Here is a 26,264-nt window from a genome sequence, read left to right on the forward strand (position 1 = left end):
GGAATGATCCGCAGCGTACTACTTCCCTAAGTACAGACCAAGTCCGAGTTGGAAAGCGGTCAGGTTACCGGCGGTGGCACCGCTAAGGGGCAGCAACCGGACGATACCACCCTCCAGGAAAATCCGATCAATGGGTTGATACTGGATAATTCCCCGTAGCTGGCCACTGAGCGCAAAGTTGGTCTCCTCGGACAGCTGGAGGTGTTGCCCGGCAATGACTACCGTACTCCGGTTGCTTACGCGCTGCGCCGCAGCGTAGGCACCAACACCGGCCCGGAGGCGGCCGGGTCCCAGGAGATAATTGGCGCCGAGGCTTAGTTCCTGGATGCCTCGTTCCAGGCGGTAGGTACCCGCAGTTTCGTACGGTTCCTCCGTAGTTTCTGAAGACCACGGGAAAACGGTTACGGGAAAGCGCCCTTCGGCGCTGGCGCTGGTGTAGCCTCCACGGACGTCCACCGAAAGTGGCCCCGTAAGCCCGAAACGTAGATGCGTGCCAAACTGGGTGGAAGGCGAGGGAGAAGCCACCATCATTTCCGTGGTGCCCGTGAAGTCTCCGAGGTAAAACTCCCCCGAGAAGCCTTCGAGCAAGCGTGCCATGACGTCCGGATTCCCGTAGATTGCGTTCATCACCGCGGCGGTAGATTCCGGTCCGAAATCCAGGGAGGCATCAAAGGGATTCCTGCCTGCCCCCCCAAACAATCCGACCGCAAACCTGGACCGTGGGCCACCCGGGTGGCCAAAATTCCCGACGACTTCGTCCCAGTCTTCCTTGGGGGCTCCTTCCAGGTCGTTGCCGTTTTCTTCGGGTACGCCTTCGTCTTTGTTTCCCCGATGCAGTCCGGTATTGCGCACCGTGTACGGACGGCCGTCCTTGGTCCACCACAGCCACTGCAGGTCCTCTGCTTCTACACCCTTGAGCTCCAGCTCCACCTCCTGGTTCCGTCGGATGGTTCCCGTGGTTACGAGGTTCAGTACGTACAGCGTTCCGGTCTGGCCCTGACATACCTGTTGGCAGGGTCGATCGGTTTGGCGGACGTCGCAGTCGCAGGTAGTTACGTCCTCCTCTTCAAAGACACCGCCGGACTTTGCCGGGTCGTCTTCGGAGTTTCGGGTCCGGTTGAGTACCGTAGGTGGTTTGCGGGAAACGACGTGCAGGTCATTGATGCCGAGTTCTACTCTTTCTCCGTTTCTCCGACCACTGTAGGGGTGGGATACTTTCACCTTAGTCACGGTTTCTCCTTGGGCGACGAGATCGCGGTCCAGGCTGGCGCCACTGGCGTTCGTACCCGATCGGCGCTCATTATTGTACGGCTCCGTTGCCGGGCTATCGTCGACGGTCCACCACCAGCGGCGAATCCGCAAGCGGCAGTCTTCGGAGGTGAAGGAAAGGGTAGCCACGCCCTTATTGGGTAAGCGACCCCGGATGATGTCCCAACGTTTTTCGGTTCCGTTGGTGGCGGGACCTTCGAAGTTGGCCCGCTCCGTTGAGGGGCGGCCCGGAAAGTTGTGGCTCTCGAGGGTTGCGCCCGTTTCTTCGAACTCGATGTGGAGGTCCGTCACCTCTCTTCCGGTGTTGTTTACGAAGCGGAAGGTGCCGTCGCACTGGGCCTCCAGAGGGGCGATTCCACAAAGTGGCAATACGAACAGTGCCGTGATGATGATGGATAAGGATTTCATGGGTAAAGGATTTAAGTTGATTAAAATTTGTTGCGTTGGCCAACGGTTGGCGGTAAGCGGACCGGGGTTTCGGGAGGAATACGGTGGCATGATGGGTGCGTTCCGCTTCCGGGTGGAGGCGGTCAGTAGGGGCAACCGTACTTAGTTATTCCGTTATGGAGATGGAGCCGTAGTCCCGGGCGCAATGCCACTACGTTAGCGGGGAAAGGGTTGATTTACCATAGGCGATACTTGTTTTCTCCCGGATATTTCCTCCGGACATTACAAGTATCCTCCCTCCGCGCCGGACCACCCATTACAATTTTCCGTCATCCCGAAGCGACAATGACTGGTCGAGAATCAGCCTCGGGGGCATCCATCAACGATGAACCCAATGAACGGCGGGCGGAAGGCGGCTTGCGCCATTACCTGGAATGGCAAAAATTCCCTTGGGCCGGGGTGCTACCTTCCCGCTTTGACCATTTTTTTGACTCCGGAACGGTTCCCCGTGTGCAGCTGGACCCAATAAACCCCCGGAGGTAGTTCCCCGAGGGGTAACTCAATCACCCCCTCCCCGGCTGCGAGCAACGGGGTAACGTACTGCTTTACCGGGCGCCCCACGGCGTCAAACAGGGAGGCTTCCAGGCGGGTGGCTTCCGGCAAAACGTATTGGAGCTGAGCTTCTTCCCGCACGGGATTGGGAGCCAGCGTCCAGGTCCGGAAGAACTCGGCCGCGGGGTCATCCAGGGCCGTAGCGGTGACGCAGGCCTCGCAACCGTGGATAAAAACGAAGGCTTCCTTATCCGCTTCAAACGCTCCGTGCCGGGTGCATTCCATCAAAAAGGCATCCCAGACCAATTCCGTCAGGGAGTCACAGGTGATGGGGAATAATTTGACGTCTTCAACGATGATCAGGGAAAAGGTAACCGTGGGGCTGACCGTTTGCGTTATCGGACTGGTGAGGCCATCTTCGTCGCAAACGGCAAATAGAGAAAAAGTATGCCGGACGGTCGGGAGGAGGTCCTGCTCCACGAAGGGGTCCGTAACCATAAAATCCTGGGCGGGGAGTCCTTCGGGTTGATAGCGTATTTGCCAGAAATCCACGGTATCAGCGGCATCCCAGCCGAAGGCAACGAAGCCTGGTGTGAAGGTTTCGATGAAAAGGTTGGTGGGAGTGGGGCAGGCAGCGTCTACCCCATCCTGACCAAAATCCAGGATCAGGCTGGAGCCCGTGTGTATCGTTCCGTCCGTACACTGGTTCACGGCGGTAAAGCGGTGTACTCCCTGGGGGGAGAAAGTGATGGAAATTAGCGGGGCCTCCGACCTCACCACCTCCCGGACCTCTTCCCCGTCCCGGACATATTCGTGCAGTAATTCATAGGTAAGGACTTCCGCTTCCCCGGAAAGAAGGAAGGAGGCCCGGGCTTGCGTAAAGTCCAGTTCCAGGCTCTGCAGTTGCAGCGTGGAGCCGCTACAGAGGGGCGCATCCTGAGTCCGAAGCACGCCAGGCAGCAGGCTGAGGAGCAGAAAAAAGGGGAGCAGTTTCGACATGATTGAGGGATCTAATCAATAAAATATGGTCTTAAGAGTCTCCGGAACCACTCAATCCTTGATTAAATTACCGTATTCATCAGGGAATTACAACTCCAGTCATGCATCGTCGACTCACGGAACTGTTGCGAACCTTCGGGCCAGAGGAACTGGAGCGGCTGGATTTATTCCTGCAATCCCCCTACTTTAATCAAAGTCAGGTCCTCCTAAAGCTGGGGACCTTCTATTTGGAGTACGCTCCCACTTTTGATGATGCCGGCTTCCAGGACACTACGGCCTTTGCCCGGATATTCCCGGAACACCCCTTCCAAAAATCCCGCATCAATAAGTACCACTCCCTACTGTACGGACTCGTCAGAGAGTTTCTGGTCCATCAGTCCGTTGCTGCCGGTAACGAGGAGGCCTACCGGAAGCGACTGATTGCGTACGACCAACGGGAGTTAGCGCCCCACTTTAAAAAAGAAATGGAGCAATTGGTGCGTCAGCTCGACCAGAGTCCGCTGCGGAATGCCGACCACTATTTCCAACGGCTACAGCTTGCGCGACTGAACTACGCCTACCAATCCAGGAGGGACGAACGGGACGGCGACATTGGCCTCCAACTGCTGAACGATGCCCTGGACGTGCACTTCGTCATCGAAAAACTCCGGCAACTCAACCGGATGATGGCCCGAAAGCGGGCCGTGAAGGTGGAATACGTTTACAGCCTGCTGGAGGCCACCCAACAGTACCTTGCAGACCGGGAGGTTGCGGATAATCCGGCGATCAGGGTTTACCAGTCCCAGCTTCGCCTGCAATTGTCCCCCACCGATCCGGCGCTTTACCGGGCGTTTAAACGGGAAGTACTGGAGCTGGCAAAATTTTTCACGCCCACGGAACAACGGGAGTTATTTACCTCCCTGGAAAACATGGCCAAGTACTGCTCTTCGCCGGCCGACTACCCCCGGGAGTTGTTTTCCCTCTACGAACGGCAGCTTAAGGACGGCGTGCTGGCCCCCGAAGGGGAGATTCATCACAGCCTGTTCCGTAACATCATCAGTGTGGCCATCCACCTCCGGCATTTTGGCTGGGCCGAGCATTTTCTCGCTTCCAATGCGGAGGCCATCGTACCGGGCGAGTTCCGGGAAGACGTCTGCTTACTCGCGCAGGCGGAACTAGATTTTTATCAGTCCCGTCCGGCCGCGGCCATTGCCAGCCTTCAGCGGGCCAACCCCAAAGACGTATACTACAAGCTTACGGCCAAAACCCTCCAGGCGAGGGCCTATTACCAGCTCCGGGAACTGACGGCGCTGGACAACTTCCTCAACACCTTCACCAAATTCATTTACGATCAACAAAAGCGCATCTCCCCGGGCAAGGTGAAATCCTACCGCAACTTCATCAATTATTTGCGCCGGCTGACCAGGCTGGCGACCCAGAACGCCAGGGCATCCGACCAGTTTTTGAACGGCCAGTGCATTACGGATTATGACGTTCTGGAGGGCCTCCGGGAGTTACGGGTCGACGTAGAACAAGAGGGCTTTTTTATGGGCTGTAATTGGCTTCTAGCCGAAATTAACGGCCTGACAACGGCTAAAGTCGCGGATTCCGGTCGGAAGTAGCGCTGTTTGTCCTAAACCTTGCGTTGGATCAAGATTCGGGGACCTTTCGGGGAGGATCTTTGCCATGAACCAAAACGATAGCCCCATGAAAGCCCGTTCTTCCCGCGAACTCATCGATAAACTCATTGACCGCACGCAGTCCAATCTGGAGGTGGCCCGGGAGATGCTTGCGCTTCCGGTGGACACCCTGCACCTGCGTCCACGCCCAGAAGCCTGGAATGCCCTGGAGTGCCTGGAGCACCTCAATCGGTACGCGGAATACTACAACCCCGAGATTCGTCGCCGGCTGGAATCCACCAAGCATCGGACGCAGACGGAATCCTTTACCAGCACCCGTTTGGGCAATTACTTTGCTGCGGGAATGAAGCCCGGTCCCCAGACGAAAAAGATCAGCACCTTCAAAAGTATGAACCCCCACCAGGATGATCTTGGCGTGGAAGTTGTCCACACCTTCATCAAGTATCAGGAGGACATGCTTGAGCTGCTGGAGGCCGCCCGGTCGGTTGACCTGACGCGCACCAAGACCGGCATCAGCATTACCAATCTGATCAAGTTGCGTCTGGGGGATACGCTGCGGGTGGTCGTGTACCACAACTGGCGGCACGTGGCCCAGGCCCAGGCAGCCATGGCCCAAAGCACCACCCCGATCGCGTCATAACCCGAGAGACAAGCTTACTCCGCCACCCGGTCAACAAAGGCCTCCGGATCGGTCTTTCTTTCGAGACCGCCGGGGGTCATGATCCGGACCTTTCCGTACACCGGACGTTCCTTCCATCCCTGATCGTGGAGGCCAAAGAGCCAGGCGACGTTAGCGAATGAATTGGCGTCCCGGCCGTCGATAAAATACTTGTTGTTGAGGTAAAGCGCGGTCTGGTAAGCGTAGCGCGGGGTGTTCGTAAAGCGAATGATCTGCTTACCCCAGTACATCCGCATGTGGTTGTGGAGGTAGCCCCCCTGCTTGATTTGCCGCATGGCCGCATTCCAGTACGGATCACTGGTGTCCGCGGCTTCCAGCTCGTCGCGGGTGTAGACCTTTTCCCGGTCGTCGTCCGCGTGCTTTTCGAGACTTTCGCGCGCCCAGTCGGGGAGGCAATTGTAGTTGTCGTAGTTATCGTTGTAGAAAACGAAATTGTGGGTCAGCTCCCGGCGCACCAGCAGTTCCTCCAGATAACTCTTCCGGTCGTCCGTCGCCCGTTTATCCAGCAGTTCGCTGAGCAGGTAAGCGGGGCTGATTTGTCCGAAATGCAGGTACGGGCTCATTCTACTGACCCGCTGTTCCACCGGATTGCTGCGGTAATCATCGTAGTCGGACAGTTCCTCCTTCAGAAACTTGCGAAAACGCTTTTTCGCCTCACCGGTGCCACCGGTGAAGTCTTCCACCGGTGCCACGCTCCGGTCGATGTTCATTTGATCGAGGAGGGCGTCAACGGACGTAAAATTCAGCTTATCGATGGAGAAGGACTTACTGGATTTTTGGGCCGAACGGTGGGCGGGGCGCTCAAGGTATTCTTGGTACTGCTCCATCAGCTGTTTGCGAATGGTGCGGGCAGCGTATTCCTGCTTGTCACTGGCGACCTCCACCGGAACCACCAGATCGCTTTCGACGCGAATCACCTTGACCGCCGCGGATTCCGCAACCTTCTTGCGCCACTCCCGATGAAACCTCAGGTAGCCCCGGTCGCAAACGATGAGGCTGGCGTCCTTACCCAGGGCCAGGCAGACCTCGGCCGGATCGCCGAAGCGCAGGACGAACTTGATGTTGCGGTCCAGCAGCGCCTCCTGCACTTCCAGGAGACCTTCGAGCATAAAGCGGAAATGGCGCTCGTTCCCGTCGGGATAATCCTGCATCAACCCGAAGCCAACGACCAATCCCTGGTCCAGAGAATTGGCCATCCGAACGGCATATTCCAGTGCGTGGTTCCATTCCGTGCGCTGACTGTGCTGCATCCAGTACAGGACGTACTTGCCGTCCTGATCGATGTCTTTTTCGTTGAGGGCCGTTACCCGATCGGGGTGAATGTCCGCAAAGTCTTTTGGTTCGGTGTCGGTTGCCATGGAAATCCTTTTCGTTGAAAGGAAGATGGGGCGGAGAATGTTCGGCACCGCCTGGCGGTCCGCCGACGCAAGGTTTCCTTTGGGGAAAGCAACATATTCCCCGGCCAAAACGTCATTTACCTACAAACTACCCTTCAACAACCAATGAAGCAATCCTTCTCCATTTTCGCGCTGGCGGCCGCCCTACTCTTTTCCGCCAGTTGCAACACCACAAAAAACGCCACCGCCCAAACTGAAGAACCCGTCGTCATGGAAGTCCGCAACCTGGACACGATGACGGTGAGCCCCGAAAGCAACGGGGTTATTGAATACGAAGCGGAGGTTGAAATCCCCAACGAACGGCCGGTTTACCGTGCGGCCTACCAGCGCACCTTTGACCTGCTGCACACCAAGCTGGACCTGTCCTTCGACTGGGAAAAAGAAATGGTCATCGGCCAGGCCACCCTGAAGTTGACGCCCCTTTTCCGCCCGGCGCGGGTGCTGGAGCTGGACGCGAAGAACTTTGACTTCAAGTCCATCAAGCTCTTCAACGGCACGGCCCTGAAGTACACTTACGAAGGGGACAAGCAAAAGGTCTACATCACCCTCGACCGCGAGTACCAGCGGGGAGAAGAAGTGGAGCTGGTCATTGACTACACGGCCGTCCCGGCCCAGTCCGGAGGCAGTGCCGCCATCACCTCTGACAAGGGATTGTTCTTTATCAACCCCCGCGGCGAAGAGGGGGACAAACCCACGCAAATCTGGACCCAGGGCGAAACGGAAAACAACAGCCGCTGGTTCCCCACCATCGACAAGCCCAACGAGCGCTGTACGCAGGAAATGTACGTGACGGTAGACGACCGGTTCACGACCCTCTCGAACGGTGCACTCGTGAGCAAAAACAAGAACAGCGACGGTACCCGCACCGACTACTGGAGGCAGGAGCTTCCCCATGCGCCCTACCTGTTCATGCTCGCCATCGGCGAGTTTGACGTGGTGGAAGACGAGAAATGGAACGGTATTCCCGTCAACTACTACCTCGAGCCCCAGTGGGCACCCTACGCCAAGGACATCTTCCCCTACACCCGGGAGATGCTCACCTTCTTCAGTGAGCTGACCGGCGTAGAATATCCCTGGCAGAAGTACAGCCAGGTGGCCGTACGGGACTACGTTTCCGGCGCCATGGAAAATACCACCGCCGTCATCTTCGGGGAGTTCATGCACGGTACGGACCGGGACCTGATCGACATTGACCGCAACGAAAAAATCGTGGCCCACGAGATGTTCCACCACTGGTTCGGCGACTACGTCACTTGCGAAAGCTGGAGTAACCTCACCCTGAACGAGGGTTTCGCCAACTACAGCGAATACCTCTGGATGGAGAAAAAGCACGGCGCGGATGCGGCCGATCACCACATGCTGCTGGAGCGTTCCGGTTACTTCGGTTCGGTGGCTAACGGCGAGCCCCACGAGCTCATCTGGTACGACTACGACGACAAGGAGCAGATGTTCGACGCCCACAGCTACAACAAGGGCGGTGCGGTGCTGCACATGCTCCGTCACTACCTGGGCGACGAGGTCTTTTTCGCCAGTCTGGAATACTACCTGACGGAGAACCAGTACTCACCGGTGGAAGTCGATGAACTGCGGATGGCCTTTGAAGAAATTTCCGGAGAAGACCTCAACTGGTTCTTCAACCAGTGGTTCCTGAAGGCCGGTCACCCCCAGCTCAGTCTGGAAACGAGCTACGCCGACGGAACGATCAGCCTGACCGTCGAACAGACGCAGGATACCGAAAACAACGTTCCCGCCATTTTCCGGCTGCCGGTCAACGTGAACATCTACACCAACGGCCAGACGGCGCCCCGCACGGAGCGCATCGTGGTGGACCAGCGTAAGCAAACGTTCACCTTTGCCTCCGACGATGCGCCCGACGTGGTCATTTTCGACCCCGAGCACGTAATCCTGGCCACATACAGCTACACCAAAACCGCCGACGAACTGGCGGCCCAGTTCAGGGTAGCGCCCAATTTGGTGGATCGTTACCTGGTACTGCAACGGATGTCCAACAAAGACGACAGCCCCGTCAAGGAGGCCACCTATTCTGCCGGACTTCAGGACCCGTTTTACGCCGTGCGTACGCTGGCACTGGAAAGCATGGGTGCGCCTACAGAAGCTCAGTTGCCGCTGATCCGAAAGATTGCCATGGAGGACCCCCACTCCGAGCCCCGCTCCACGGCCATTGCCCTGCTGGCCGCCATGGAGGATACCAAGCTGAAGGAGATCGCCACGGCGGCCCTGGACGCTCGTTCCTACCGCGTGGTGGCCGCCGGCCTGAGTGCGCTGGTGGCAGCCGACCCCACGGCGGCGGCGGCCGCGGCCGCCAAGCTGGAGGGTTCCGACAACCCCGACATTACGGCGGCCCTGGCGGCCCTTTACGGACAATCCGGTGACCTGAGCAAGCTTCCCTTCTTTGAGAAGCAGTTCAGCAGCATTGACGGCTTCCCCGCCATCGAACTCTTCGGTGCCTACCAGGGCCTCCTCTCCTCCGGAGACGCCTCCGTCATTACGGAAGGCGTGGAAAAACTCCAGGCCGTAGCCACCAATATGGGACAAAGCCCTTGGCGCCGGCTGGCCGCCACTAAGGCCATCAACGACCTGATGAGCGGCATGATGGAGGGAGAGGAAAACGCGGCACTGGTGACCATGATGAAGGAAACCATCAAGGCCATCAAAGCCGTGGAAACCGAGCCCCAGTTGCTCCAGATCTACCAGCAATACGGCGGATAAGGCGTCAAATACCGTCCAAAACCCCGATTTGGCAAAGAAATTAGTCCTACGGTACACCAATCAGGGGGGACGGGCGTTTAATGGACAAGTTTTAACCAGCGCGGCGATGCACTCCATCGCCGCGCTATTTTTTCGGTATGCGCGCAAATCGTTTTCTCCCCCTACTGTTCCTTCTCGGCCTGCTGTCCTCCTTTTCCGCAAAGGCACAGCTGGAAATGCGTGGTCTGGAAATTGGCCCCTGGGCCGGTGCCTCCTTTTACCTCGGCGACCTGAACACGGACTTCCGCTTCGACCGCCCCAACCTGGCCGGCGGCTTTGCCGCTCGCTACAACTTCAACCACCGGCTGGCGGCCCGGGTGAGCTTCAACTACGGTAAAATCGAAGCTTACGATAGCGACAGCAGTAACCCCTTCGAACAAAACCGCAACCTGAGCTTTCAGTCGGCCATCTTCGACGGAACGGCGCAGTTCGAGTTTAACTTCCTGCCCTATTTCCACGGCCATAAGGAATACTTCTTCACGCCCTACGCTTTCGCCGGAATCTCCGTATTCAATTACAACCCCAAAACGGAAACCGACGACGGGGAGCTGGTGGAACTGCGTGGACTGGGCACCGAAGGACAGCTTCGCGGAGAAGAATACCTCGTATTGAGCAGCGCCCTGGCCTACGGCATCGGCCTCAAATGGGACCTCTCCTACGAACTGAGCATGGACCTCCACGTGGGCGTCCGCAATGCGAGCACCGACTACCTGGACGACGTCAGCACCGTCTATCCGGATGCTTCCGACCTCTTGCGCAGTCGCGGCCCCCTGGCGGCCGAGCTATACGACCGCAGCCTCCTGCTCGACGGTGAAGGCAACCGTATCGACCGGGAAGGAGAACAACGCGGAGACGACACCATGAACGACCGCTACATCTTCGTCGGTCTCGGGTTCAATTACTACTTCGGTGACGTCCGCTGCCCCGATTACGGCAATAAACGCAGCCGTCGCCGGCGGCGCTAGTAGTCCGCTTGCTACCTTTGCTCCCATGGTTGAACAAACGTCCTTCACGCTGGCGCCGCGTCCGCGGGGCTACCACATCATTACCCGGGAAATCCTGAGTCAGCTACCCCCGCTTCCGCCCAAGGGTATGTTGCACCTGTTCATTCAGCATACCTCGGCCGCGATCACGGTGAATGAGGCCGCGGACCCCGACGTACTGACCGATTTTGAATCGGTCTTCAATCACCTCGTACCGGAGAACCTTCCCTTCCTCGTTCACACCATGGAGGGCCCCGACGACATGCCCGCCCACATCAAGGCCGCCATGATCGGGCACAGCGTCACCATCCCCATCACCAACGGCCAGCTCAATCTCGGCACCTGGCAGGGCATTTACCTCTGCGAATTCCGCAACCGGGCCAGTGGTCGCAAGATGGTCGCTACGGTTTACGGATAATCCGTTGGCAGCCGTTAATGGTAAGTACGAATTGAGCACAGCGGAATAATCGTCATGGCTTACGCAGGTGCCGGGCCTTTGCGGTCAATAGCCATGAGGTGGGATGCCCCCGGCCGCAATTGACCTTCGATGAGGGGACTATCTTTACTGGGCGGATACATTCCCTTAATGCCCCCTCATGAAGTACATTTCCTCGAGCTTATACCGAAAAATGATCGGCCAGGCCCGGGCCGAAGGCATGACCAGTGCGGACCTCTCGGTATTTGCCCTCCCCGACGAGCAGCTTCGGGCCGTGGAAGCCGTGCCCGCCGAGCAGTTTTTCGAGCTTCACGAAAAGTTGGACGAACACCTCGGCCCGGGCTTTGCCGTCCGGGTGGGCCAGGAAATGAAAATCGAGGATTATGGGGTACTGGGGCTGTCCTGGAGAACCTGCTCCCGAGCCGGAGAGATTTTCGAGCGCTGTGAGCGCTACTTCATGCTGCTGTCCAACACCTACCTGTTTAAGGTCAATCACCGCGGAGCACTCTCCGACATTCTGCTCCTCCGCGAGCCCCACCGCAGGGGCGTGGCCCTCTCGAACGAAGCAACCCTTTCCGCCTCCGTGGTCGTTCTGCGGGCCATGACCGACGCTGACATCTATCCCGTCAGCGTCTCCTTCAAGCACGCCGCTCCGGCCAACACCGCCAGCCACCAACGGGCCTTTCAGTGTCCCGTCCACTTTGACCAGGACTTTTACCGGCTCACCTACCGGCGGGAAGATCTCGACCGCCGGACGGCCAAAGCCGATAAAAGCATCAATAGCTTCCTATTGGACCGGGTCGCGGAAGAAACCGAGGGCATCACCGTGGGCGCCGACGAACTGGCCCGGGACCTCGAAACCCTGGTCCGGGATGCCTTACCCAGCGGCATCCCCACCCTCGGAGCGATGGCCCAGCATATGGGCATGAGCAACCGTACCCTGACCCGCCGATTGACGGAACGAGACATTCAGTTCCGGGAGCTCGTGCACAAGGTGCAGGAGCAAGTCGCCCGGGAGCTGCTGAGTACTTCGGCCAACAGTGTGGCCGAGATCGCCTTCCAGACGGGTTTTTCCGAACAGAGTGCCTTCAGCCGGGCCTTCAAACGCTGGACGGGAAACTCTCCGGCCGCCTACCGCAGGGGCTTCTGAACTTAAGCTGTTCCGTGAATTAATCCTTTGGCCATCAAGTCCTTGAATTTTCCAGTAGCGGCAAGGCATGCCTTGCCGCTACCATTTGCCCCTCTGAACTGCCCCGATTCCGCAGGAACCGCTGATGAAACCTCACGGAACAGCCTACTTCTAAACTATTTGGCAAGCTACATTTCTCATCAGGGTCAGGTTATCCCCAAAACTGTAGGCCAACCCTACGGGCCTAATCCTGCGTCGTTCTTTTTCCACTAGTGGGGCATTTGGCGCAAAGTGCCAAAACATTGGCCCGCTAAGTCAAGCATCCCCCTGAGTACGGCCGGAATTTTACATCCGTAATCAACAACGATTATCGGATGATGAAAATACTCCTATTCCTTTTCGCCGGCACCTGCTTGCTGGCTGCCTTCCCGGCGCCCCCGAATCAGCCGGTTGTCACGACCGATCCGCTGAAGGAAGCGGCCTACCAGATCCTGGAAAAAAAGTGCAACGTCTGCCACCGGAAGAAAAATCCCTTTATGGTCTTCAAGCCCCGGAACATGGAACGACGGGCCGAAAAGATTTATCGAGCCGTATTCGTACAGCAGCGCATGCCCAAACAAACCGGAACACCCCTGACCGAGGAGGAGTACCGGACCCTCAAAACCTGGCTAGAACAACAAAATATTCTCCCATGATCCTTACCACAAAGACCCTGCTGCTGTTTGCCGCCATCTTCCTGACCGGCCTGTCGGCCGGCCTCTTCTACGCCTGGCAGGTGTCCGTCATCCCCGGCACCCAACGGATCAGCGATTCGAGTTACCTCGAGACCATGCAATCCATCAACAAGGCCATTCTCAACCCCGCCTTTTTCCTCATCTTCTTCGGGTGCTTACTTGCCCTGGGGGCCGCTACGGCCCTCCACTACCAACGGGGAACCTCCTTCTGGCTCCTGCTCGCTGCCTTCCTGATCTATCTGATCGGCACCTTCGGCGTAACCGCCTTTGGCAATGTCCCGCTAAACGACCAGTTGGAAGTCCTGAACCTCACGGACCTCGATGCCGCCAAATCCGGAGCGTTCCGGCAGACCTACGAACGGGGCTGGAACTGGTTCCACCTCATCAGAACCGGCTGTTCGGTCCTGGCTTTCCTCCTGGCCCTGCTGGCGGCTTTTCAACCCCTAAAAGCTTAGTTCTCCGCGGTAACCGGAGAAGTTAATCCTCCCATTCATTTAACCCCCTGAATCCATTAATCATGAAAGACAACATATTAGTCATTGGCGGAACCGGAAAAACCGGCCGCCGGGTAGTCACCTCCTTACGGGCCCTTGGCCATCACGTCCGCATTGGCTCCCGCAGTCAGACTCCGGCCTTCAACTGGGATGACCCCAGCACCTACGCACCCGTTCTCGAAGGCATGGACAAGGCCTACGTGGTGTATTCCCCCGACCTGGCCGTTCCCGGCGCGAAGGATGCCATCCGGGCCCTGGTCCGGGAATCCCGGAAGGCCAAGCTCAAGAAAGTAGTTCTGCTCTCCGGAAAAGGAGAACGGGAAGCAGAAGCCTGCGAAAAAATCGTAGCTGATTCCGGCCTACCCTACACCCTGGTGCGGGCGTCGTGGTTCAACCAGAATTTCAGCGAAAGCTTTCTACTGGAACCCGTGCTTGCGGGTCACGTAGCCCTGCCCATGCCCGACGCCGCGATTCCCTTCGTCGACGCCGACGACATTGCCGAAGTCGTCGTAAAGGCCCTGCTGAACGATACCCTCGACGGGCAAACCCTGGAAGTCACCGGCCCCGAAAAAATCACCTTTGCCACGGTCGTCCGGGAAATCGCGCGGGCCACTGACCGGGAGATTACCTACCAGGCCATTTCCCTGGAGGAATACGGCAGGGCACTCCGCAACGCCCGGCTCCCGGACGATTACGTATGGCTCCTGGAATACCTCTTCCGGGAAGTGCTCGGGAACGACGAGAACCAAACGGTTTCGCCTGACTTTGAGCGTCTGACCGGCAAGCAGCCCACCTCCTTCCGGGAATACGCTCGCAGGGTAGCCCAAACGGGCGTGTGGTCGCCCAAAATCGTCTCGCCGGTCTAAAAATCGGTCGGATGGGTCGCCCATTGGTCGCTCCAATGGGCGGCCTTCTCTTAACCCGGCGTGGCGGATAGCTCCAGGTGGAGGATGGGATAAGGCTTCCCGGTCCCGTCCAGGGGTGACCGCCCAACCAGCCTGAATCCATAATGCCGATAAAAGCCCAGCGCGCCCTCGTTCTGTTCGTTCACGTCTACCTTTCGTACCCCCATCTCCCGGATGGCATACGTTAACAGCACACCTCCAAGTCCCTTCCCCCGATGATCGGGGTGGAGAAAGAGCATTTCCAGTCCATCGTCCGCTACGCCTAGGAATCCCATGATGTTACCAGCAGCATCGCGGCCGGCCCGTAGGGTCACGGCGTCCAGGTACTGCTCCAGGATCAGGGGACGGAAATACTGGATGTCCGCTTCCCGCAGAAAATGGTGGGTGGCACGAACCGAGGCCTCCCAGAGATCTACCACCACTGGGTACTCTTCCCGCTCAATGGGGGTAATTGAAAAATGCATACCTGATTAGTTAACGGCGCCATGGCCAAAATAGCGGTCGGCCGCCCTCCGACACCCTGTAGGTGACGAGCAAGCGGCCGACCAATTTGACGGAGCCTTATCTCCGCTATTTTTACGCTACGTGACTTACTGCACCTGGAAAAGTGCGTTGGCGAACAGCAATTTACCGTTTTGCCAGAAGCCCCGGTAGAGGGGATTATCCACCAGGTAAATTACGTGGCCACGCCCCATATTCTCTACCCCGAAAACCAGGGTTTCCTGAATCGTCTCGTAGGCCCGGTTGCCAATGAAGCCGGACACGAAAGGCTTGGTCCGCAGGCGGCCCACGTTCTGCCCGTTATCCAGGTACTCGTAGGCGGTACTTCCGGTTTTCAGGCTGAAGTACTGGTCACCGATGCCGAAACTCAGGGGGTGGGTATCGTCAAATTCCACGCCGAGGATGGCCCCGGGATTGAAGCTCTCGATGAAGCGACGTTCCTGTCCCGCGTAGGGCAACAGTCGGGAATCTTCCTCTCCCTCATCGGCGTCTTCCTGCTCCTTGGAGTCCAGGCCGAAGGCGTCATTACCCGCCAGCGTCCGGTTGGCCGAGCCAATGGCGATCACCTTGCCGCCACCCCGGATCCAGTCCGTTAGAACTTCCGTTTCCCGTTCTCCCAGGCGGTAGTAACCGGCCGGCATGACCAGGACGTTGTAGTCGCCCTCGGCCACGTCCGTCAGGTCATCAACCCAGAAGAGACTGACCGGGTAGTCGAGGTCCTGCTCAAAGTAATACCACACCTGACCGAACTGATTGGGGTTGGTGCCTTCGCCACTCAACACGGCCACCTTGGGAGCGTCGATGAGGTCGTAGTTGCTTCCTCCGAGGTCCCCACCGGCGTTGACGCTGAAACCCGTCTTCAGGATATCCAGCGATACCTCATTGGCGTTGGCGGCTTCGCGGACCTTCCTGGTGAAGTCTGCCGTCTTCCGGTTGTCTCCGCGATTAATGATCAGCGTTCCCGCCGGGTAGGTTTTTTCGCCGAAGGTAAAGTCGGAGGCAGAGGTACGGACCTGCACGCCGGCTTCCAGGACGTCCCCCAGGAAGCGGGCGGAACTCATGTCTTCCCAGGCCACGGCGTAGGCGTAGACCCCGCTGAGGTCACCGTTGAGTGGACTGGCGTAAGCGGTCATTTCCACCGGTGCCGTTTTCACCGTCAGGCGCTGGGTGCTGGCGTAGGCGTCAAGTCCGTAGGCCATCGGGAGGGACCAACTGGTGATATCATAGGTCACCGAGTCTTCCACGAACACCTGGGGGTCAAACAACACCTGGGTGAGGACGGACCGGGGCTGAAAGGCACTGATGATCAGGTCACCGGCCTTTAACTCCGCGGAAACCTCCCGGCCTTCGCGGTAGGAGTACATCCGGCCGCTGGTGCCGGCCTGGGCCTGCTGGTAGAGAATGCCGTTGCGGTCCAGAAGGGTCGTCAGGGCCTTCATCCGTCCCCGGGGCGTGGCTCCGCTGACGACGTAGGTAAGGTATTCTCCCTGGGGGTCGGTAACCGCCCGGGTAAAGTAGTCTTCGAACTGCCCCACGAGGCGGTCAGCTTCCCGGTGGGCGATTTCCACCGTACTCAGGGCGGTCGTGCGGTGGTGGGTTACGCGGTCGTCCAGCGTCAGGACGTCTCCGGTCGGCAGGTCGATGGCCCGGCCGGCACGGCTGTGGCCACCCTGCTCGTAGGTCATACCGATGGCTCCGTTGAAGGTGGGCCAGGTGTCCCCGTAGCTGGGGTACAGCAGGTCAAAGCGCTCGCGGGTGAAGTAGAGCCAACCCTCGCGATCGAAGTAGCGAGCGTGGTTCTGACCGATTTCGACCTGAAAGTCTCCCTGGAAGTCGGTAATGTATTCGTGGAAGGGCGCGGCCGCAGGTGCAAAGTAGTAGGGCGAGGTGTAGCCCTGTTCGTGCAAATCCGCGTGGACGTGGGGCATCCACTCCTTGTACTTGACCATCCGCTGCCGGGACTCGACCTGGGTCTGCCAGGCCCAGTCGCGGTTCAGGTCGAACAGGTAGTGGTTGACCCGGCCTCCGGGCCAGGGTTCATTGTGCTCGCGGGTGGCGGGATGGGGGTCCAGTCCCTTGGTGGCCGTCTGGCGGTACCAGTTGGTGTAGCGGTTGTAGCCGTCCGGGTTGATGCTGGGATCCAGCACGACCACCGTATTTTCCAGCCAGGCGCTGATGCGGGCGTCGTTGGTGTTGGCCAGGTCGTAGAGGACGCCCATACTGGCCTCCGAGCCGGCCGCTTCGTTGCCGTGGACGCTGAAGGAGAGCCAGACGATGGCAATGTCACCGATGCTCTCGTCGGCTTCTCCGGGAGGCAGCAAACCGGCCTTGACCAGGTTGTTCTTGCGGATGGCCTCCAGGCGTTCCATATTTTTGGTGGTGCTGACGTAGGCCAGCAGCAGCGGGCGGGCTTCGTTCGTGCGGCCGTATTGCTCGAGCTTGACGCGGGGGCTGGCCTCGGCGATGGTTTCGTAGTAGTCCACCAGCATGTGGTGGGGCGTGAAGGTTTCCCCAAGGTCGTGGGGCAGAAATTCACTGGGAGTGGGAAGCTGGGCGCCGAGCGCCGTAGTAAGGAGCAGGCAAATGGCCCAAAGGAATGATCTCATGATAATCTGGGGAACAGGTTAAGGAGCGTAAAACTACAAAAGAGCCGGCAACGAATGCTTACGCTGCACGGCAGACACAACTAAGGACCCCGGTTCTCAGTTTTAAACAGTGATGATCCATTGGCTTCGGGATCGGCAAACCCCTGATTTTGTCGATCTTGGCTGCCGGAGGAACTTCATCAACTTCCCTAACTTCTTTGCCCATGCGTACCCTTCTGCTCTGCTCCCTGCTGATGATTCTTTGCACCTGCGTCCGCGCCCAAACCTTGACGGTAAGCGACGAGATGACGATGCGAACGGACACCCGCTACGACCTGATCGGGAAGCTCGGGGGGCAGGTGTTGCTGCTGCAGGACCGGGAAAACAAGCATCTGCTGACCGCCTACGACCGCGGCATGCGGCAAAGCTGGGAAAAGGAGCTGGAGCTCCGGGGCCGCAACATCCGGGTGCTGGAGTCGGTCGCCCGGCAGGACGGACAGGGCTTTTACCTCCTGTACCTGTTCCGGGAAAAGGGGAAAAACCACCTGCAGCTCGACCGCTACAATCCCGCCGGCAACCTGCAGGACAGCACGACCCTCATCGATTTCGGGCTCTTCGTCAGCAACCCGGAAGACGAAATTTTTCGCTCCGAAGACGACACCAAACTGCTGGTCCTCCTCGTCGAGCAACAGAGTGAGATCCGCTACGTCACCGTCGACCTGGAAGCTATGGAGGTGATGTACGACAGCAAGCTGACCCCGGAGAAATTCTTCTTCAACGACGATTTTCTGCAGGCCGAAGTCACCAACGAGGGCGACATGTACTTCATCATCGAGCGGTACAATTTCCGGAGTAAACGCAAGGACCACGAATACGAGATTCACCAGTTTCGGGCCAACAACCGTCAGGTATCCAGCTTCAACGTCAACCTCAAGGACAGCCTGACCTACGACATTTACTTCCGCTTCGACAACCTCAACAACCGCCTGCTGGCCGGCGGACTGTACTCCACCAAAGAACTTACGCGGGCCAACGGCTACTTCTTCCTGAAGATCAACCCCGGCAATCCCAGTGCGCCCTCCACCTACTTTCAGCCCTTCCCGATGAGCCTGATCGAGAACGTGACGGAGAAACGGGTGAACAAGAAGAACCCCAGCATCGACGAGCTTTCCGTCCGTGACATGGTGATCCGGCAAGATGGCGGAGCCGTGATCATTACCGAACGCAACCGGCAGCTGGAGCGGCGCAGCAGCGCCGCGCGGGCCCAGGTGATCAACAACTTCGGGATTCGCCCCCTCATCGATTACCACTACAATGAGCTGATCGCCTTTTCCGTCCACGCCGACGGGCAGCCGCACTGGACCAACATCCTCCACAAAAAGCAGTACAGTCAGGACGACGGTGGGGTGTATTCCAGCTACCTCCTGATGCGGAGTCCGAGCCGACTTCGCTTCCTGTTCAACGACGAAATTCGCTTCGAGAATACCGTGAGTGAATACGTCATGAACGGACGGGGAGAATTCGACCGTAACAGCTTGTTCCACACCCGGGACCTCAACCTCCGGCTGCGGTTCCGCGACGGCATTCAGGTGGCGGGTAACGAAGTGATTCTGCCCAGTGAGCACCGCAACAAACTGCGGCTGGTCAAGATGACCTACGAGGGGAAGTAGTTTGGCACTTCTTCCGGCCATTAGGTGACTAGCAGCAGAGTGCCTACCTTGGGAAAAACCTACCGTAATAATGAGATTATCGTTTTGTGCTTTCCTGGCGATTGGTGTAGTGCTGCTGGGGTCAGGATGTACCCCGAAGTCCGCCGAGGCCGTCGCCGCGGCGACGGCGACGACCACCACCGTAGGCTACGACAGCACGGTGGACCTCGCCCCCGGCGAAAGTCTCCAGTTGGAAAAGTCGACGAGTAATTTCACCTTTCTGGGGGTGGCTAGCGACAATCGGTGTCCGAAGGGCGTCAACTGCATCCAGGCGGGTGCGGCCGTGGTGCGCATCGGCTTGCCCGACGGTGGGGTCCGGGAGCTGACCGTCCGGGCCGGAGAAAAGACCCTTCCCCGCTTCAGCGTGAAGGACGGGCTCGTGCAGCTCCTGGCACTCAATCCGTACCCGGAATACGAAAACAACATTCCCGAGCAGGATTACCGCCTGCGCCTGAAAATTATGCCGGCGGCGGCCCAGTAAGGTTAATCACGATAATTCTCCAGCATGTTCTTCCCCATTGGTGATGACCAGGTGCACCGCGGGTTCACCCCCTTTTTCTCCTACGGCTTCATCGCCCTCAACGTGATGATTTTCTTCTACCAGTCGTCCCTGGGTGAGGCCGGAGCGGAATTCATCTACAACTACGGCTCCATCCCCCTGGAATTTGAACGCGGAGAAGATTACCACACCCTCATCACCAGCATTTTCCTGCACGGCAGCTGGATGCACCTGATCGGCAACATGCTCTACATGTGGATATTTGCCGACAACATCGAGGCCAGCATCGGCAACGTCCCCTTCCTGATCTTTTATTTTCTCGGCGGACTGGCCGCCAGCCTCTGCCACATCTACTTCAACGCCGGCAGTCAGATTCCGGCGGTGGGCGCCAGCGGCGCCCTCTCGGCGGTGATGGGGGCCTACATCGTGATGTTTCCCAAGTCCAACATCCGCGGCTACCTCCTTTTTTTCCGGATCAACGTGGCCGCCTGGGTCTTCCTCGGCTTCTGGTTCTTCCAGCAATCGCAGGCGGGCTACGCCAGTCTGGGGGACACCAGCGGCGGCATCGCCTGGTGGGCCCACATCGGGGGCTTCGTCTTTGGGGTGCTGTGCGGCTTCTTCTTCCGGCAACGTTACGGCGTGCCGGAGCTGGACCGGGGAAGGGACCGGTATGCGTAGGAAGTTTAATCCGGGTCGACCAGCTTGCGGAGCACGTTCAATTCAGGCCGACCGGCTTGCGGAGCAAGCCTGATCCAGGGCGCAAGCGCGCAGGTGCCGGCGCTATCGGTAGGGCCAGGGAATCTGGTACATTTAAAACTACTGGTCCTTCCGTGGGTTTACAAGGGATACCAATAGCTACGGCCCTAGCGGAGATCGTAGGTTAGCAAGAACAGGAAACGCTTTATGGCAGATACTCCCAAACGAACGGACGTCAACCAACTCGGTGAATTTGGCCTCATTGACCACCTGACGAAGGACTTCGGTCACCGGCAGCTCACTACCCTACTCGGCGTGGGGGATGATGCGGCCATCATCGACACCGGCGGTCCGGAACAGTTGGTCGTCAGCACGGACATGCTGGTGGAGGGCATTCACTTTGACTTTGCCTACACCCCCCTGAAACACCTGGGCTATAAGGCCGTGGCGGTCAACGTTTCGGACATCTGCGCGATGAACGCCCGTCCGCAACAGATCACGGTCAGTATTGCGCTCAGCAATCGCTTCAGCGTAGAAGCGTTGGAGGAGCTTTACGCCGGCGTTCGGCTAGCCTGTGAATTTTACGGCGTGGATCTCGTGGGGGGAGACACCACCAGTTCCACCCGGGGACTGATCATTTCGGTGACGGCCATCGGCCGGGCCCCCGCGGGTCGGATTACCCGTCGCAGTGGCGCCAAACCCGGCGACCTGGTATGCATCACCGGGCACCTCGGCGGTGCCTACCTGGGCCTGCAGCTCCTCGAACGGGAAAAGCAGGTTTTTCTGAGCAACCCCGAGATGCAACCCAAGCTCGACGGAGAGACCGCTCCCCTACTCGAGCGCATCCTCAAACCCGAGGCCCGCACGGACATGATCGATCTGTTCGCCAAGAACGACATTGTGCCCACCGCCATGATTGACATCAGCGATGGCCTGGCCAGCGAAATCCTGCACATCTGCAAGGCCTCCGGCGTGGGGGCCATCATTGAGGAAGGGAACGTACCCATCGCCCAGGAAGCCCAACTTCAGGCCCTGGAATTTAACCTCGACCCCATCACGGTAGCCCTCTCCGGAGGGGAAGACTACGAGTTGCTCTTTACCATCGATCCGGGTGAGGTGGAAAAAGTCCGGTTCCTGCCCGACCTCTTCATCGCCGGTGAGATTACGGAGGCCAGTGAGGGAGTGCAGCTCCATACGACGGGGGGCAATATTCACCCCATCACGGCCCAGGGATGGAATCATTTTGAGGGCTGAGGGAGAGAAAGGAAGAAGGAAGAAGGAAGGATGCTAAGGCTAAGGAAGTAAAGGGAAAAGTAGGGAAGAAGGAGCCATCTGCTAGCGCATGACCAGCTCCTCGCGGTCGGGTCCGGTAGAGACCATTGAGACCCGGGTACCAAGCTTTTCTTCCAGGAAGGCGACGTAGTCCAGGCAGGCCTGGGGCAGGTTGGCTTCTTCCTTGACGCTGGTCAGGTTGGTATTCCAGCCGGGCACTTCGGTGTAGACCGCCTCGTAATTTTCGTGGCAGAGATCGAAGGGAAGCTCGTGGGAGAGCTCACCCTCCACGCGGTAGGCGTCGGCGGCCTTCAGGGTTTCGAACTTATTGAGTACGTCCACCTTGGTAACGACCAGCTGGGTCACGCCGCTGAGCATAATGGTGTAGCGGAGCTGAACGAGGTCGATCCACCCGCAGCGGCGTGGCCGTCCGGTGGTGGCGCCGAATTCTCCGCCTTCCTTACGGATGAACTCACCGACTTCATCGTGCAGTTCGGTGGGGAAGGGGCCGCCTCCGACCCGCGTGCAGTAGGCTTTGGTGATGCCGATGACTTCGCCGACTTTTTGGGGAGCGATGCCAAGTCCCGTGCAGACCCCCGCCGTGATGGTGTTGGAGGAGGTCACGAAGGGGTAGGTCCCGAAGTCAATGTCGAGCATACTGCCCTGAGCACCCTCGGCGAGGATTTTCTCTCCGGCATCGATGGCCTGATTGATCCAGAATTCTCCGTCGACGAAGGGAAGAGATTGGAGGCGTTCTACGGCCTTGAACCATTTCTCTTCTTCACCGGCCAGGTCAAACTCGATATAGGGGTAGAGACCGACAAGGTCGAGGTGCTTTTGTTTCAGGCGTTCGTAGCGCTCCCGGAAGTCGGGGGCTTCCACGTTACCGACGCGCAGGCCGTTGCGACCGGTTTTATCCATGTAGGTAGGTCCGATGCCCTTCAGCGTGGAACCGATTTTGCGGTCGCCCTTGGCGTTTTCCCGGGCGGCGTCCAGCAAACGGTGGGTGGGCAGGATGAGGTGGGCCTTGCGGGCCACGAAGAGGCGGCCGGCGTAGTCGACGCCAGCGGCGTCGAGTTGGTCCAACTCCTTACTCAGGGTGATGGGGTCGATGACGACGCCGTTGCCGATGAGGTTTTTCAGTCCCGCGCGGAAGATGCCCGAGGGTACCGTGTGCAGCACAAACTTCTTTCCGTCAAAGATGAGGGTGTGTCCGGCGTTGGGACCGCCCTGGAAGCGGGCGATAATGTCGTATTGGGGGGCAAGGACGTCAACAATTTTTCCTTTGCCTTCGTCTCCCCACTGGAGACCTAGAAGTACGTCTACGGCCATGAATTACGGCTTTATGCGGGTGGCGGTGGACTATTCCACGCCGTACCCTCGAAAACGTGGTCAAAGGTACGAAGAGATTTGATGTTTGAGATTTGAAATTTGATGTTTGACGTTTGATGTAGGGGGAAGGATGCTGGTCCTGGGGAGGGGCGCTTGGAGTTTGACGTTTGATGTTGAGGAAAGGGCATTGGTCTTGGGGAGGGACGCTGGGATTTTGATGTTTGACGTTTGACGTTTGATGTAGGGGTAAGGATGCTGGTACTGGGGAGGGACGCTGGGATTTTGATGTTTGACGTTTGATGTAGGGGGAGGGACGCTGGTACTGGGGAGGGACGCTGGGAATTTGATGTTTGACGTTTGATGTAGGGGGAAGGATGCTGGTCCTGGGGAGGGGCGCTTGGGTTTTGATGTTTGACGTTTGATGTAGGGGGAAGGATGCTGGTCCTGGGGAGGGGCGCTTGGGTTTTGATGTTTGACGTTTGATGTAAAGGGAAGGGCGCTGGGATTTTAGTATGTTGGTACTTTAGTCGGTTAGTCTTGCACTTCCCTGAATAGTTTGGGGAAAGAGGAGGGGCAGAGACCGTTTAATGGGGCATAGATGGGCGGTGCCAATGCTGCCGGCAATGCTAATTTCGGGTAGGTCATGGCACCTGCGTCAGCTAAATTGAATATTCCGGGATGCTTCACGCGCACAACATCCTGCTGGAGGGGTTGTGAAACGCCTAGCGCCAGGAGATGGAAAGTTTAATGTTTGGGGTGAAGCCGAGTCCCATGGTATCGATGATGTCGAGGGAGAATCGGGAGGGGTTCAGGCGATCGGGGTCGCGGCGGGAGAGGAAAAATTGTCGGTGCAGGATATTCGACTGGTCGTACACGTTGAGGAAGGAGATGCCTAGTTGCCCCCGGAAGGAGTTATCCGGTGGTTGCCAGTTGTAGAAGAGGGAGAAATCCAGGCGATGAAAGGCGGGCAGGGTGATAGCATTAAGTCGGCCGTAATCGAGGCGGGCCCGTACCCGGTCGTCCACCACCTCTTCCCGGACCCTGAGGACCCGGGTGAAGCGTGCTCCGGTGTGCCACCGCCATCCGAGGGAGGCGGTCCAGGGCCCCACGGAAAAGCTGTTCATCAGCTGTAGTTCGTGGCGGCGATCATTATCGGCCGGGACGGGCGGGCGGCGTCTTCCCGGAAATTCCCATTCCGATTTACTCAGGGTATAGATTACCCAACTGCGCCAGGGGCCGATTCTTTTTTTGAGGAGTGCGTTGAGTCCCTGGTTGCGGGAAGTGATCTCCACGAAAACGTTGTCCAGCTGATCAATATCGAGGGAGGTGGAGGAGAGTCCATTGATCCGTTTGTAGTAAAGCTCCACGTCAAAGAACCAGGAGCCAGGCTGACCGGTAAAACCAAGACTGACCTCCCGGCCGTTGGCCACGGGGAATTTTTCTCCATCGGCCAGGACCCAGAGTGCAGCGCTGTTGCCGACGGACTCCGGATTAAAGTCAATCAGCTCAACGGGAAACTGGTGGGTCTCACCGAATCCGGCCTTTAACCACCAGGACTTACCGACCCGATAGCTTCCGTCCAGACGGGGCTCAAAAAACAGCTCGTCCGTGGGGGCGTAGTACTGTGCCCGCAGTCCGACCTCAACGCTCAGTGGCGAAGAGGGTCGGTTCCAGGCCCAGCTACCGAAGGCGGCCATCGCCTGGGCTTCTCCTTCGTTAACGGCCCGCCGCTCCCGGTCGGATACCAGGGTATTAATCCCCGTCAACTCGAGGGTATGCGCAAACTGCTGCCCCTGTAGCCCGACCTTGAAGCGACCATTTTCCGGCGTGATGCGCTCGTATTCTGCCCGGAGCGAGTATTCTTCGATGCCGCTGAGCCTTGACTCCGAAATTTCGGTGTTCCGGGCGGAGTATTGATTCCCCCCCTGATTTTCAAAGCGCGTAAAGGCCGCCTGCAGGAGAATACTTTCTCCCTTACCAACCGATTGGCGCAGGTTGAGTCCAAGTCCGTGGTTATCCGTTTCCAGGGCATCCGTAAACTGCCGGGTGCCGGTGGAAGCATAGGTGAACTGGTCGTACTGGGTGAATCCGCTCAGCGTGAGGTCCGTTTCCCGGCCGATGTCCCAGTGCAGGCGACCATTGAGTTCGCGGAAGTTGAAGGATTCGGTTTCCTCTCCACCGAAGATCTCGTGCAGATTGGCGCTTTGCAGCACACCGTCCCGGTAGCTGCTGTAGGTGGGGCCGGTCAGGAGTAAGTCCACTGAGGACCGACCGGCAAGGTGGAGGTCCGACGAACCGGCCACCAGGGGCACCTTCAGGTGACCGTCGACGCCGAGCAGGCTCAGTCCGGCGCCACCCTGCAGGTGATCGACGACCTCCCGGTCCGTTTCCATATTGATCAGTCCGGAAACGCGACCGCCGAAGGCGGCATCCGCCTGCCCGCGCAGGATTTGCATTTTGTCAATCAGCTCCGGGCTGAAGTTGGAGATCATCCCGAAGTAGTGCCCCGGGGAGTAGACGGGAATCCCGTCCCAGAGGATCAGGTTCTGATCCCGGCTCCCCCCACGGATACTCAGGTTGCCCGCCGTTTCGCCCTGGTTGGTGATGCCGGGCAGGAGGCCGGCCAGGCGGTAAACCTCCTGGTCCACGAAACCGGGAACATTGGCGCTGGCGTTGGGAGTGAGGGTGAGTCGGCGACCGTCGGGGGAAGCCAAGATACCGTCCGTGAGGTATTCCCGGATTTCGATGGTCCCCAACTCGACGGCCAGGGGCGTTAGCCGGATAACCTGATCGGGGGAAAGGAGCAGGTCACGGAGGGATAAGCGTTGTTGCTCGAACCCCAGGTTCGACACCAGGAGGGTATCCCGCACGGAAGAGAAGAGCCTTAAGGACATACTACCCTCCTCATCCGCTACCCCACCGGCGCGGCTTCCGAGCAGGCCGATCTGGGCGAAGGACAGTCCCTTCCCCTCCGGATCGACAATGTGCAGGGGAATTCTCCACTCCCGATCAGCACCTTCGGCCAGACGCCTTACCGTGACGTAGCCTTCCCGGAGCCAGCGTCCCTGGAGGCCGTAGGCGCCCAACAGTCGCTGCTCCACCCAGTTCCAATCTGCCGCCCGGAAGGAGCAAGAAACGCGGATGCCTTCGAGATCGGCATCCTGAAAGGAGAAGCGCAGGCCCCGTTCCGTTTCCAGCGACTGGAGGACATCCTTCAGTGGTACGTCCGTGTACTCGGCGGAAAGGGAGAAGGCGTCCGGTGACTGTCCGTGGAGGCTCATCATCGCGCCCCACAGAAAAAGCCAAAACACTATCCGG

General features: G+C 58.5%; 20 protein-coding genes. 13 read left to right on the forward strand and 7 right to left on the reverse strand.

The window, feature by feature from the left end; translation table 11 throughout:
* Positions 1-18: 18 nt before the first annotated feature.
* Both E1J53_RS11865 and E1J53_RS11870 read right to left on the reverse strand, forming a co-directional pair.
* Positions 19-1,677, reverse strand: coding sequence for a hypothetical protein (locus E1J53_RS11865; protein ID WP_134273165.1), 1,659 nt, complete (start codon positions 1,675-1,677; stop codon positions 19-21).
* A 441-nt stretch (positions 1,678-2,118) separates the two neighbouring features.
* Positions 2,119-3,207, reverse strand: a complete 1,089-nt coding sequence (locus tag E1J53_RS11870) for a T9SS type A sorting domain-containing protein (RefSeq protein WP_134273166.1) — start codon at positions 3,205-3,207, stop codon at positions 2,119-2,121.
* 101 nt (positions 3,208-3,308) lie between these two features.
* Here E1J53_RS11870 and E1J53_RS11875 point away from each other — a divergent pair, with 101 nt between their 5' ends.
* Together E1J53_RS11875 and E1J53_RS11880 are read left to right on the forward strand one after the other, a co-directional pair.
* Positions 3,309-4,808 (forward strand): hypothetical protein, encoded by a 1,500-nt coding sequence (locus E1J53_RS11875; protein ID WP_134273167.1) that lies wholly within the window; start codon positions 3,309-3,311, stop codon positions 4,806-4,808.
* Positions 4,809-4,893: 85 nt separating this feature from the next.
* Positions 4,894-5,466, forward strand: coding sequence for a DinB family protein (locus tag E1J53_RS11880; RefSeq protein ID WP_134273168.1), 573 nt, complete (start codon positions 4,894-4,896; stop codon positions 5,464-5,466).
* A 14-nt stretch (positions 5,467-5,480) separates the two neighbouring features.
* Here the strand turns inward: E1J53_RS11880 and E1J53_RS11885 are convergent, their stop codons facing one another.
* Complete coding sequence (locus E1J53_RS11885; protein ID WP_134273169.1) at positions 5,481-6,863, reverse strand: deoxyribodipyrimidine photo-lyase; 1,383 nt, start codon at positions 6,861-6,863, stop codon at positions 5,481-5,483.
* 144 nt (positions 6,864-7,007) lie between these two features.
* On the opposite strand from E1J53_RS11885, the gene E1J53_RS11890 reads away from it, so the two are divergent.
* The 7 genes from E1J53_RS11890 (at position 7,008) to E1J53_RS11920 (ending at position 14,313) form a co-directional block, all read left to right on the forward strand.
* Entirely contained in the window at positions 7,008-9,632 is a 2,625-nt protein-coding gene (locus tag E1J53_RS11890; protein WP_134273170.1) for a M1 family aminopeptidase, read from the forward strand.
* 137 nt (positions 9,633-9,769) lie between these two features.
* Complete coding sequence (locus E1J53_RS11895; protein WP_134273171.1) at positions 9,770-10,636, forward strand: DUF6089 family protein; 867 nt, start codon at positions 9,770-9,772, stop codon at positions 10,634-10,636.
* A gap of 25 nt (positions 10,637-10,661) precedes the next feature.
* Positions 10,662-11,072 (forward strand): secondary thiamine-phosphate synthase enzyme YjbQ, encoded by a 411-nt coding sequence (locus E1J53_RS11900; protein WP_134273172.1) that lies wholly within the window; start codon positions 10,662-10,664, stop codon positions 11,070-11,072.
* 178 nt (positions 11,073-11,250) lie between these two features.
* Positions 11,251-12,240, forward strand: coding sequence for an AraC family transcriptional regulator (locus E1J53_RS11905; RefSeq protein WP_134273173.1), 990 nt, complete (start codon positions 11,251-11,253; stop codon positions 12,238-12,240).
* A gap of 353 nt (positions 12,241-12,593) precedes the next feature.
* The gene (locus E1J53_RS11910) at positions 12,594-12,914 is read left to right on the forward strand and encodes a hypothetical protein (RefSeq protein ID WP_134273174.1); all 321 of its coding nucleotides are present in this window, start codon (positions 12,594-12,596) and stop codon (positions 12,912-12,914) included.
* Positions 12,911-13,408 (forward strand): DUF1772 domain-containing protein, encoded by a 498-nt coding sequence (locus E1J53_RS11915; protein ID WP_134273175.1) that lies wholly within the window; start codon positions 12,911-12,913, stop codon positions 13,406-13,408. The genes E1J53_RS11910 and E1J53_RS11915 overlap by 4 nt, the downstream gene beginning before the upstream one ends.
* 62 nt (positions 13,409-13,470) lie before the next feature.
* Positions 13,471-14,313 (forward strand): NmrA family NAD(P)-binding protein, encoded by an 843-nt coding sequence (locus E1J53_RS11920; protein ID WP_134273176.1) that lies wholly within the window; start codon positions 13,471-13,473, stop codon positions 14,311-14,313.
* Between the two features lie 50 nt (positions 14,314-14,363).
* On the opposite strand, the gene E1J53_RS11925 is transcribed toward E1J53_RS11920, so the two are convergent.
* Together E1J53_RS11925 and E1J53_RS11930 are read right to left on the reverse strand one after the other, a co-directional pair.
* A complete protein-coding gene (locus E1J53_RS11925) occupies positions 14,364-14,816 on the reverse strand; it encodes a GNAT family N-acetyltransferase (protein ID WP_134273177.1) in 453 nt (150 codons plus the stop codon).
* Positions 14,817-14,942: 126 nt separating this feature from the next.
* Positions 14,943-17,459, reverse strand: a complete 2,517-nt coding sequence (locus tag E1J53_RS11930; protein WP_134273178.1) for a M14 family metallopeptidase — start codon at positions 17,457-17,459, stop codon at positions 14,943-14,945.
* A gap of 203 nt (positions 17,460-17,662) precedes the next feature.
* On the opposite strand from E1J53_RS11930, the gene E1J53_RS11935 reads away from it, so the two are divergent.
* The 4 genes from E1J53_RS11935 to thiL all read left to right on the forward strand — a co-directional run bounded on the left by E1J53_RS11935 (position 17,663) and on the right by thiL (position 21,596).
* On the forward strand, positions 17,663-19,108 hold the full coding sequence (locus E1J53_RS11935) for a hypothetical protein (RefSeq protein ID WP_134273179.1): 1,446 nt from the start codon (positions 17,663-17,665) through the stop codon (positions 19,106-19,108).
* 70 nt (positions 19,109-19,178) lie between these two features.
* On the forward strand, positions 19,179-19,628 hold the full coding sequence (locus E1J53_RS11940; protein ID WP_134273180.1) for a hypothetical protein: 450 nt from the start codon (positions 19,179-19,181) through the stop codon (positions 19,626-19,628).
* Positions 19,629-19,652: 24 nt separating this feature from the next.
* Positions 19,653-20,324, forward strand: coding sequence for a rhomboid family intramembrane serine protease (locus E1J53_RS11945; RefSeq protein WP_134273181.1), 672 nt, complete (start codon positions 19,653-19,655; stop codon positions 20,322-20,324).
* A gap of 225 nt (positions 20,325-20,549) precedes the next feature.
* On the forward strand, positions 20,550-21,596 hold the full coding sequence (thiL, locus tag E1J53_RS11950) for a thiamine-phosphate kinase (protein ID WP_134273182.1): 1,047 nt from the start codon (positions 20,550-20,552) through the stop codon (positions 21,594-21,596).
* Positions 21,597-21,677: 81 nt separating this feature from the next.
* On the opposite strand, the gene E1J53_RS11955 is transcribed toward thiL, so the two are convergent.
* A complete protein-coding gene (locus tag E1J53_RS11955) occupies positions 21,678-22,946 on the reverse strand; it encodes an adenylosuccinate synthase (RefSeq protein WP_134273183.1) in 1,269 nt (422 codons plus the stop codon).
* Between the two features lie 722 nt (positions 22,947-23,668).
* Complete coding sequence (locus tag E1J53_RS11960) at positions 23,669-26,257, reverse strand: TonB-dependent receptor plug domain-containing protein (RefSeq protein WP_173021462.1); 2,589 nt, start codon at positions 26,255-26,257, stop codon at positions 23,669-23,671.
* Between the last annotated feature and the right edge of the window lie 7 nt (positions 26,258-26,264).

Origin of the sequence: Lewinella sp. W8 (genome assembly GCF_004375085.3) — a bacterium.
GTDB lineage: Bacteria > Bacteroidota > Bacteroidia > Chitinophagales > Saprospiraceae > Neolewinella.

Excerpts from the sequence above, each read along its gene's own strand:
- E1J53_RS11900 (WP_134273172.1), top strand. The coding sequence starts at position 10,662 with ATGGTTGAACAAACGTCCTTCACGCTGGCGCCGCGTCCGCGGGGCTAC.
- E1J53_RS11930 (WP_134273178.1), bottom strand. The coding sequence starts at position 17,459 with ATGAGATCATTCCTTTGGGCCATTTGCCTGCTCCTTACTACGGCGCTC.
- E1J53_RS11940 (WP_134273180.1), top strand. The coding sequence starts at position 19,179 with ATGAGATTATCGTTTTGTGCTTTCCTGGCGATTGGTGTAGTGCTGCTG.
- E1J53_RS11910 (WP_134273174.1), top strand. The coding sequence starts at position 12,594 with ATGATGAAAATACTCCTATTCCTTTTCGCCGGCACCTGCTTGCTGGCT.
- E1J53_RS11925 (WP_134273177.1), bottom strand. The coding sequence starts at position 14,816 with ATGCATTTTTCAATTACCCCCATTGAGCGGGAAGAGTACCCAGTGGTG.
- E1J53_RS11880 (WP_134273168.1), top strand. The coding sequence starts at position 4,894 with ATGAAAGCCCGTTCTTCCCGCGAACTCATCGATAAACTCATTGACCGC.
- E1J53_RS11875 (WP_134273167.1), top strand. The coding sequence starts at position 3,309 with ATGCATCGTCGACTCACGGAACTGTTGCGAACCTTCGGGCCAGAGGAA.
- E1J53_RS11895 (WP_134273171.1), top strand. The coding sequence starts at position 9,770 with ATGCGCGCAAATCGTTTTCTCCCCCTACTGTTCCTTCTCGGCCTGCTG.
- E1J53_RS11945 (WP_134273181.1), top strand. The coding sequence starts at position 19,653 with ATGTTCTTCCCCATTGGTGATGACCAGGTGCACCGCGGGTTCACCCCC.
- E1J53_RS11870 (WP_134273166.1), bottom strand. The coding sequence starts at position 3,207 with ATGTCGAAACTGCTCCCCTTTTTTCTGCTCCTCAGCCTGCTGCCTGGC.
- E1J53_RS11865 (WP_134273165.1), bottom strand. The coding sequence starts at position 1,677 with ATGAAATCCTTATCCATCATCATCACGGCACTGTTCGTATTGCCACTT.
- E1J53_RS11905 (WP_134273173.1), top strand. The coding sequence starts at position 11,251 with ATGAAGTACATTTCCTCGAGCTTATACCGAAAAATGATCGGCCAGGCC.
- E1J53_RS11955 (WP_134273183.1), bottom strand. The coding sequence starts at position 22,946 with ATGGCCGTAGACGTACTTCTAGGTCTCCAGTGGGGAGACGAAGGCAAA.
- E1J53_RS11885 (WP_134273169.1), bottom strand. The coding sequence starts at position 6,863 with ATGGCAACCGACACCGAACCAAAAGACTTTGCGGACATTCACCCCGAT.
- thiL (WP_134273182.1), top strand. The coding sequence starts at position 20,550 with ATGGCAGATACTCCCAAACGAACGGACGTCAACCAACTCGGTGAATTT.
- E1J53_RS11920 (WP_134273176.1), top strand. The coding sequence starts at position 13,471 with ATGAAAGACAACATATTAGTCATTGGCGGAACCGGAAAAACCGGCCGC.
- E1J53_RS11890 (WP_134273170.1), top strand. The coding sequence starts at position 7,008 with ATGAAGCAATCCTTCTCCATTTTCGCGCTGGCGGCCGCCCTACTCTTT.
- E1J53_RS11915 (WP_134273175.1), top strand. The coding sequence starts at position 12,911 with ATGATCCTTACCACAAAGACCCTGCTGCTGTTTGCCGCCATCTTCCTG.
- E1J53_RS11935 (WP_134273179.1), top strand. The coding sequence starts at position 17,663 with ATGCGTACCCTTCTGCTCTGCTCCCTGCTGATGATTCTTTGCACCTGC.